At 67.4% G+C, this 7,223-nt stretch carries 9 protein-coding genes; 6 read left to right on the plus strand and 3 right to left on the minus strand.

Annotated elements, in window-relative coordinates:
• Positions 1-2 precede the first annotated feature (2 nt).
• Positions 3-1,055 (minus strand): type 2 isopentenyl-diphosphate Delta-isomerase, encoded by a 1,053-nt coding sequence (gene fni, locus BM353_RS16230; protein ID WP_092082754.1) that lies wholly within the window; start codon positions 1,053-1,055, stop codon positions 3-5.
• Complete coding sequence (locus BM353_RS16235) at positions 1,055-2,071, minus strand: hydroxymethylglutaryl-CoA reductase (protein ID WP_092082769.1); 1,017 nt, start codon at positions 2,069-2,071, stop codon at positions 1,055-1,057. The genes fni and BM353_RS16235 overlap by 1 nt, the downstream gene beginning before the upstream one ends.
• Before the next feature lie 190 nt (positions 2,072-2,261).
• Between BM353_RS16235 and BM353_RS16240 the strand changes: the two genes are divergently transcribed.
• The 5 genes from BM353_RS16240 (at position 2,262) to BM353_RS16260 (ending at position 6,019) form a co-directional block, all read left to right on the plus strand.
• Positions 2,262-3,140: a glucosamine kinase nucleotide-binding domain-containing protein gene (locus tag BM353_RS16240; protein WP_245759687.1), complete on the plus strand. Its 879-nt coding sequence runs from the start codon at positions 2,262-2,264 to the stop codon at positions 3,138-3,140.
• A complete protein-coding gene (gene nagA / locus BM353_RS16245; protein ID WP_092082756.1) occupies positions 3,137-4,279 on the plus strand; it encodes an N-acetylglucosamine-6-phosphate deacetylase in 1,143 nt (380 codons plus the stop codon). The genes BM353_RS16240 and nagA overlap by 4 nt, the downstream gene beginning before the upstream one ends.
• A gap of 177 nt (positions 4,280-4,456) precedes the next feature.
• On the plus strand, positions 4,457-4,660 hold the full coding sequence (locus tag BM353_RS16250) for a hypothetical protein (RefSeq protein WP_092082758.1): 204 nt from the start codon (positions 4,457-4,459) through the stop codon (positions 4,658-4,660).
• A 101-nt stretch (positions 4,661-4,761) separates the two neighbouring features.
• On the plus strand, positions 4,762-5,448 hold the full coding sequence (gene rpe, locus BM353_RS16255) for a ribulose-phosphate 3-epimerase (RefSeq protein ID WP_092082760.1): 687 nt from the start codon (positions 4,762-4,764) through the stop codon (positions 5,446-5,448).
• 22 nt (positions 5,449-5,470) lie between these two features.
• The gene (locus BM353_RS16260; RefSeq protein ID WP_092082762.1) at positions 5,471-6,019 is read left to right on the plus strand and encodes a pseudouridine synthase; all 549 of its coding nucleotides are present in this window, start codon (positions 5,471-5,473) and stop codon (positions 6,017-6,019) included.
• 479 nt (positions 6,020-6,498) lie between these two features.
• Here BM353_RS16260 and BM353_RS16265 read toward each other — a convergent pair whose 3' ends face one another.
• A complete protein-coding gene (locus BM353_RS16265) occupies positions 6,499-6,879 on the minus strand; it encodes a type II toxin-antitoxin system VapC family toxin (protein ID WP_143104201.1) in 381 nt (126 codons plus the stop codon).
• 68 nt (positions 6,880-6,947) lie between these two features.
• Between BM353_RS16265 and BM353_RS16270 the strand changes: the two genes are divergently transcribed.
• Positions 6,948-7,223, plus strand: a 276-nt coding sequence (locus BM353_RS16270; protein ID WP_143104060.1) for a transposase, incomplete at its 3' end; no start/stop codon positions are given.

Raw genomic sequence — 7,223 nt, forward strand, 5'->3', positions numbered from 1 at the left:
TCCTAGTCTTGCCTCACCAACGCCGCGTTTCCGCGCAGCGCCGTGCAGTCCGCGCAGCCCAGCAGGAACATGGCGGTCTGGAATTCGCGCCGGATCCGTTGGATTTTGCGGATAACGCAATCGCAGGATTCTTGGGCCTCCGCAAGCAGGGGGGCCGCTATGCCGCACAGGTCCGCGCCCAGAACGAGGGCTTTGACCATGTCGATACCGTTGCGGATCCCGCCGCTGGCGATGAGGGTCGTTTCGGCGCGGTCCGGCCCGAGGGCGGCGCGCGCCTCCTCCAGCGCCTCGACCGTGGTCAGGCCCCAGTCCTGAAAGACGAGGCCGAGATCGTCGTCTTCCTCCGCGCGGCGGTGATATTCGATCCGGCTCCAGGATGTCCCGCCGCGCCCGGCGACGTCGAAATGCCGGATCCCCGCCTCAAGCCCCGCGCGAATATCCGCGCCTGAGAGCCCCGCGCCCACCTCCTTGAAAAGGACCGGCACGGGAAGCTGCGGGGCGAGCGCGGCGACGGCGCCGATCAGGCCGGAAAAATCCCGGTCGCCCTCGGGCTGGACCGCTTCCTGCAGCGGGTTGAGATGGAGGTAGAGCCCGTCGGCCTCAAGCACGTCGATCGCCGCCCGGCATTCGGCCGCGCCGAGCCCCGCGTTGAGCTGCACCGCGCCGATATTGGCCACCAGCGGGACATGCGGCGCAAACTCGCGGATCGCAAAGCTCGCGCGCGCGGCGGGCCGGTCGAACATCACCCGCTGCGATCCGACGGCCATGGCGACGCCGGTGGCCTCTGCGGCCTGGGCCAGATTGCGGTTGATGCGGGCAATTGCTGCGTCCTCTCCGCCGGTCATGGACGATATGATCAGCGGAAAGCTGAGCTCCTTGCCGAGGAATGTGGTGCGCGTGTCGATCTTGTCCAGATCAAGCTCTGGCAGGGCGCGATGGGTCAGGCGGATGGTGTCGAATCCCGTGCCGCCGCGCTCGATCCCAGCGTCTTGCCCGAGCGCGCGGATGTGGTCGCGCTTGCGCCCGGCGGTGCTGCGATCCGGCGCGCGGCTCATCAACCGCGTTCCAGTTGCAGATGCGCGCGCATCAGCTCGCCGGGGTTGGTCTGGGCCGCCATCAGCGACAGCTCCCCGCAAAGCACCACCCCCGCGCAGATCCCCGCAAGCCGGCGCGCGTTGGCGCCCTCGTCGCGCGGCTCGCGGCAGCCGAGCGCGTCAAGATGCGCCTCCACCTGCGGGTTGCCCTTTCCGGAGCCGACAGTCCCGACGATGAGATTGGGCAGAGTGCAGGAAAAATAGAGATCCTCGCCCCGCGGCTCCACATGCACCATGCCTTGCGAGCCCTCGATGATATTGGCCGCGTCCTGCCCGGTGGCGAGGTAAAAGGCCAGCAGCATGTTGGCGAAATGCGCGTTGGCGCTGCGCAGCGATCCGGCGACGCTCCCGCCGATCAGGTTCTTTTCGATGTTGAGCGCGAGCATCTTTTCCGGCGTCGTCCGCAGCATCCGCCGCAGCAGCTTGCCGGGGATCTCCATCTCGGCGATGACGTATTTGCCCCGACCCAGCAGGCCGTTGACCGCCGAGACCTTCTTGTCCGTGCAGAAGTTGCCGGAGATCGAGGCATAGGCAAGCTCGGGGTATTCGCCGAGGACCCAGCTCTGGACCGCTTCGGCCGCCTTGGTCACCATGTTGTGGCCCGAGGCGTCGCCCGTGGCGCACTCGAGGCGGATGTAGAGCAGGTTGCCGACGATCTGGCGGTTGAGCTCCAAAAGGCGCGCGAAGCGGCTTGTCCCCTGCACGATGGCGGCGATCTCGTCCTTGCGCGCCTCGATCCGGCGCCAGGCGGCGGTCGCGGCGGCGCCGTCGCGGGCCCGCAGCAGGATCGACCGCGTCATCCGCTCATCGACCAGCGTGACCCGGATGCCGCCCGCATGGCGCGACACCCCTGCCCCCCGCGCGGTGGAGGGCCAGAGCGGCGTCTCGTAGGTCGCCAGCGGCGCGCTCACCTCGCCCTCGACGAGCTCCCCGGTGAAGGCGATGGGGCCCACCCATTGGGTCGGGATCGGGGTCATATGCGGGGTCTTTTCGTTCACAACTCTGCCCGTTTGCTGCGCCTTTTCGGCAACAGCACCGCACTACATGCTCGCGCCGGGGAATGTCCATCTTTTACGCCGCGCGCCCGGGCAGGCTTCCCATGGGGCAGGCGCGCGCACCGGGCCCAAATGGCTTCCCTTTCGCATCCCGTCTGCTATCGGTAGCGCCATGACGCGCGGGCTCCCAGTCTTGTTCCTCGGGGTGGATGGCGGCGGCTCCGGCTGCCGGGTCGCTCTCGCGCGCGCCGATGGCACGGTGCTTGCCCGGGCCGAGAGAGGCCCCGCGAATGTCACCTCCGATTTCGACGGCGCCCTCGCCAATCTCCGCGCGGCGATCCATGAGGCGCTCTCGGCGGCCGGGCTCGACGAGAGCGCCCTGGCCGCCTGCCGCGCCCATGCCGGTCTCGCCGGGGTCGTGACCCGCTCCGATGCGGACCGGGTCCGCGCCGCCTTGCCCCCCGCCCGCTGGACCGTGACCGACGACCGGCCCACCGCGCTTGCGGGCGCGCTTGGCGGGCAGGATGGCGCGCTGATCTGCGTCGGCACGGGCAGTTTCCTGATCTCCCGGCGCGGCGCCGCGCTCCGCACCATCGGCGGCTGGGGGTTTCAGCTCTCCGATCAGGGCTCCGGCGCCTGGCTCGGCCGGGCGCTGCTCGAAGAGACGCTTCTCGCCCATGACGGCCTTGCTGCTTTCACCGATCTGACCCGCGCGGTGCTGATCGACTTCGGCGGCGCGCCGGACCGCATCGTCGCCTTCGCCGGTCAGGCGGGCCCACAAGACTACGCGCGCCTGGCCCGGAAATTGACCGAGGCCGCGGCGGCGGGGGACGACACCGGCCGCGCGATCATGGCCCGCGGTGCGTCCTACCTGACCCGCGCGCTCGCCGCGCTGGACCTTGCCGGGAACGCTCCGCTTTGCCTCTCCGGCGGGCTCGGCCCAAGCTACGCCCCCTACCTCTCGCCGCCCCTCGCCGCGCGCCTCCGCGCTCCGGCGGGCACCGCACTCGACGGGGCCCTGCTCTTGGCCGGGCAGGACGGCGCGCCATGACGGCCCGGATCTTCCTCGGCGCGGATGTCTTCGACGGCCACGCGCTGCACTGCGGCCACGGGCTGTTGATCGAGGACGGGATCGTCTCTGCCCTGCTCGCCCCTGGCGAGACGCCGGTCGGGGCGGAGATCACGCGGCTTGACGGCGGCACCATCTTGCCCGGCTTCGTGGACCTTCAAGTCAACGGCGGCGGCGGCATCCTCTTCAACGATGTCACCACGCCCGAAGGCATCGCGCGGATCGCCCGCGCCCATGCCGCCACGGGCACGCGCGCCCTCCTGCCGACGCTGATCACCGACAGGCCCGAAAAAACCCGCGCCGCCATCGATGCCGTCACGCGCGCGATCGCCCAAGGCCAGCCCGACATCCTCGGGCTCCACCTCGAAGGCCCGCACCTCGCCGCCGCACGCAAGGGCGCGCATGACGCTGCGCTGATCCGCCCGATGGGCTCGGAGGACCTCGCCTTGCTCTGCGACGCGGCGCAGCGCCTGCCCAACCTGCTGGTCACCGTCGCGCCGGAGACCGTCCCGCCCGCGCAAATCAGCACGCTGAGCCGCGCGGGCGTCATCGTCTCGCTCGGCCACACAGATTGCACCTACGAGGCGGCCAAAGCGGCCTTCGCCGCCGGCGCGCGCGCCGTGACCCACCTCTTCAACGCCATGAGCCAGCTCGGCAGCCGCGCGCCCGGCCTGGTCGGCGCCGCCCTCGATACGCCAGAGGTCCGCGCCGGGATCATCGCCGATGGCCACCATGTCCACCCCGGCACGCTCCGCACAGCCATCGCCGCCAAGGCCCCGCCTGGCGGGCTCTTCGTCGTGACCGATGCGATGGCCACCCTGGGATCGGAAATCGACGGGTTTGCCCTGAACGGCCGGCGGGTGATCCGGCAAGGTGGCCGGCTGACGCTGGAAGACGGCACGCTCGCGGGCGCCGACGCCGACATGCCCACCGCGTGCGCCGTCCTCACCGGGCCGGTCGGACTGCCGCTGCACGAGGCCCTGGCGATGGCGACGTCCGCCCCCGCCGCGCTCCTGCGCGACGCGCGGGGCTTTGGCGAGATCACTCCCGGCGAGCCCTCCACCGCGATCCATCTCGATGCGGCCGGCCGGGCCCGAGCGCTCCCGTCCGCCCCGTCCTGACGCTCTGGCGACGCACCCTCGCCCGTATGCCCGGCGCGCGGCGAGTCTGCCCAAAAATCGATCACTCCCGCCCGCGCACCCGCAATCGCCCCGGGGCGCGACAGCAGAATCTTAGGAAATTCGCGGTTATCATGAGACCGTACCCAATACCTTTGTATGAGTTGACACGAGAGTCCCATGATCGAACTGGTTTTCGTCGCCTGCCTCTGGAGCACGCCCGACACCTGCGAAAAACGCAGCCTTCTCTATAGCGACATATCGCCCATGACCTGCCTGATGCAGGCCCAACCCGAACTTGCGCGCTGGACAGAGACCCATCCGCGCTGGCGGGTGGCGAGCTGGAAATGCCGCTCCATGCGCGATATCGCACAGCACGCCTGACCCATCAGGCACAGCACATCGAACGGCGGCAAAACCCCGTTTGAGCCGCCACCGGATTTGGGGTAGGGAACGCCCACGCGCCAGATCAGGAGGCCTCGCCCATGCCGTTCGACCGTTCCATCAAGATCGCCCCGTCGATCCTCTCCGCCGATTTCGCCAATTTCGGCGCCGAGATCCGCGCGATCGAGGGGCAGGGCGCGGATTGGGTGCATGTGGATGTGATGGACGGGCATTTCGTGCCCAACCTGACCTTCGGCCCGCCCGCGGTGAAGGCCTTCCGGCCCCATGTCAAAACGGTGATGGACGTGCACTTGATGATCGCGCCCGTCGATCCCTACATCGAAGCCTATGCCGAGGCGGGCGCCGATATCCTGACCGCCCATGTCGAGGCCGGCCCCCATAGTCATCGCACCTTGCAAGCCATTCGCGGCGCGGGGATGAAGGCCGGTGTCGCGCTCAATCCCGGCACGCCGGCGGAGGCCGTCGCCCATCTGCTGGACCTAGCGGACCTCGTCTGCGTCATGACCGTGAACCCCGGTTTCGGCGGCCAGAAGTTCCTCGACATGACCGGCAAGGTGCGCGCCCTGCGCGAGATGATCGGCGACCGGGAAATTCACATCGAGATCGACGGCGGGGTCGATCCGACCACCGCGCCGCAGGTGGCGGCGGCCGGGGCAGATGTGCTCGTCGCGGGCTCGGCGGTGTTCAAGGGCGGGTCGGTCGAGGCGCCGGAAGTCTACGGCCGTAACATCGCGTCCATCCGCGAGGCCGCCGAGAGCGCGCGCTGAAGCGCCCGCCACTCCCGCCCCCATGGCCCGCGTGATCCTCTTCAACAAACCCTATGACGTGCTCTCGCAATTCACCGATCGCGGCACGCAGGGCAGCACGGCGCGGACGCTCTCGGAATTCGGCCTGCCGCCCGGTGTCTATGCCGCGGGTCGGCTCGACCGTGACAGCGAAGGGCTGCTGGTCCTCACCGATGACGGGCGCTTGCAGGCGCGCATCGCGAGCCCACGGGCCAAGCAGGGCAAGACCTACTTCGCCCAGGTCGAAGGCGCCCCCGATGCGGCGGCGCTTGCCGCGCTGCGCGATGGCGTGACGCTCAAGGACGGCCGGACCCGCCCGGCCGGGGCGGAACTCGCCGAAGAACCAAGCTGGCTATGGCCCCGAATCCCGCCGATTCGCGTGCGCAAATCCATCCCCGACCGCTGGCTCCGCCTGACCCTCACCGAGGGCCGCAACCGTCAGGTGCGCCGCATGACCGCCGCTGTGGGCTGCCCCACGCTCCGCCTCATCCGATCGCAAGTCGCCGACTGGACCTTGGGTGACCTCGCCCCGGGGGAGTGGCGCGAGGTGTGAGAGCCGATCCGCGCAGCGGTGATCCGTCCAGTGGACGGATCGAGGTTCGAACGCGCGGAGCGCAGGGGGCGGTTGGACCTGAGTGATAAGGGTCGCGCCCTCACCTGGGAGGGCGCTTTGATGGACTTGTGGTCAGCGGTTTATGCTCAAAAGCATCGGACTCGTTTTGTACGGTTTATGACATCGCCATGCGCCCTCCCGCGGGGAGTGAACGGCGTCTCGGAAAAGGTCCAGTGGACCTTTTCAGCCGTGAACGCGCGGAGCGCCAGGGAGGGCTGGATGGTTGCGATAAGGGCCGCGCCCTCACCTGGGAGGGCGCCTTGATCGGCTCGTGGTCAGTGCTTTATCTTGAAAGCATCGGACGCGCTTTGTGTGGTTTCCGACATCGCCATGCGCCCTCCCGCGGGGAGGGGAGGGCGCGGCCCGGGCTGGTCGCCCGAGCAACTGATAGAAGGCGGTGTTTTAAACTATAGTATGCACTATGGGTTTGGGGAGTTTGCATTTTCGTAGAATAGCGCAATTTCAACGAATTCTTTTAAGGTAACGACAGAGATGCTGGGTATGATCTTTTTGATCTGATCCACTAGTTTGTGAATGCGTTTGTCGTGGGTTAGAAAGTATCCCCCGCCATATTTTCCCGCCTCAAATAAATGGTCGGCGTCGGCTTCATGTTTCCCCGGTTTCGCGTTTCCGCGAAGAAGCATCCGCAGCTTCAAGCGCTGCTGAAACTCCTCAGGGGTCAAACTTGTAGGAAGGGTATAGATACCATTCATATCGGCTCTAGCGGATGCCGGTACGTTCGGATTTTCGAGTTCGGATTGAACACCGTAAGGTTTAAGAATGGAAAGTTTCAGTGACACTTCTAGGGTCAGGACCCATTGATTTCATTGAGGCGTCATGATTCACCGTCCGAAAACAGAGCGGTGACATGTCTGATCTTTTCTGGTTGAGCGACGCGCAGATGGCGCGCCTGGAGCCTTACTTCCCGAAGTCCCACGGCAAGCCACGCGTCGATGATCGTCGTGTTCTGAGCGGGATTATCTTCATCAACCGCAATGGGTTGCGTTGGCGGGATGCTCCGAAGGAATATGGCCCTCACAAGACGCTCTACAATCGTTGGAAGCGCTGGAGCGACAAGGGCATCTTCGCGCAAATGATGGTTGGTTTGGCCGCAGAACAGGTCGAAGAGAAGACCGTTTTGATC

This window comes from Poseidonocella sedimentorum (genome assembly GCF_900116005.1).
In the GTDB taxonomy this organism is placed as follows: Bacteria; Pseudomonadota; Alphaproteobacteria; order Rhodobacterales; family Rhodobacteraceae; genus Poseidonocella; species Poseidonocella sedimentorum.